The following is a 1,086-nucleotide window of genomic DNA, read 5'->3' on the forward strand; positions in this document are numbered from 1 at the left end:
GTGGCGGGGGTGATGGGTGTTTGTTGGAATTCGTGGCTGATTTGGGCGGCGATTTCGGCGAGGATGTCGCGGGGTTTCTCGGAGTAGATGCAGACCGGGCCGCTGGCGAATGACCACGACGGTGGGTTCGCTGCTTGCAGTGATCTGTACCAGTAGACGGGTGTGCCGTCTGCGGCGGCTGTGCATTGGATCATGTTCGCGGCGCAGAGTGGAAACATGGATTGGTCCTCGGTGGTGCAGGCGAGCCGGTACTCGTAGATAAACGGGTCGGCAGGGCCTTGGGAGGGCAACTGACCATATTGATTGGTGTCTCCTGGCAATTGGTCCCATCTGTCGACGTCGATGCCCTGATCAGTCCAATCTGGCGTGTTGTCCGAACTATCTGCACCGGACGGGCCAGCGATCGCGACCATTAGAACTGGAGTAAGGGACATGACGGCTGCTGCCTGTCGCAAGAATGGACCCAGCCGCCTGGTCATTTTTTACTACCTTGAAGGTGTTCAACCGTAATTGCTGTCCAGTGGCCATTTGCGTATTTCCCGACAACGATGTCGGCGATAGCGACTTTTACGCCTAAGTCTTTTCGTACTGATTTGTCGGCGTTGTAGTAGATGACGTGCTGTTGCCGCACCATGCCTACTACTTGAAACGTTTCGTCTGGCATCTGTTTGAAGGTGCTATCCATGGATACGACCGTCATTTGTCCGCCGACGATCCACTTTCCATCAGCATGGCCACTTGTCACACCGTCCTTCATTGCGTTGCAGGTTTTGCAGTCGGGGTTGGTGATGGCCATCATGGGGGCGGGGTCGCCTGTTTCGAAGGCGTAGCCGAGGGTGGTGTACCAGTGGCGGGCGAAGGCTTCGAGGCCTTCTTTGGAGAATTCTTTGGCTTTCTCGGGAAGGATCGGGGTGGGGACGTTTTGTGCTGGGCCGTCGGCCGTAGCGGGCGTGTAGGCCGGGGCCGGGGTGGGTGGGGTTGCCGTGCTGGTGGTAGCTGTGGTGGTGGTGGGTTTGGTGGTTAGTGGTGGCGGGTTTTCTGCTTGAAGGCTCGTGCAGCCTGTGATCAGGAGCAGTGCTGTGATGG

Annotated in this window: 1 protein-coding gene and 1 pseudogene; both read right to left on the minus strand. The window is 57.7% G+C overall.

What is annotated here, in order from left to right:
• Positions 1 to 479 (minus strand): annotated as a pseudogene (locus CXQ94_RS21335) (hypothetical protein); the annotation flags it as partial.
• On the minus strand, positions 476 to 1,086 hold a 611-nt coding region (locus tag CXQ94_RS22780; protein WP_104092571.1), incomplete at its 5' end, for a DUF6318 family protein. The gene CXQ94_RS22780 and the pseudogene CXQ94_RS21335, both read right to left, overlap by 4 nt.

Source organism: Arthrobacter sp. GMC3 (assembly GCF_002929305.1).
GTDB lineage: Bacteria > Actinomycetota > Actinomycetes > Actinomycetales > Micrococcaceae > Specibacter.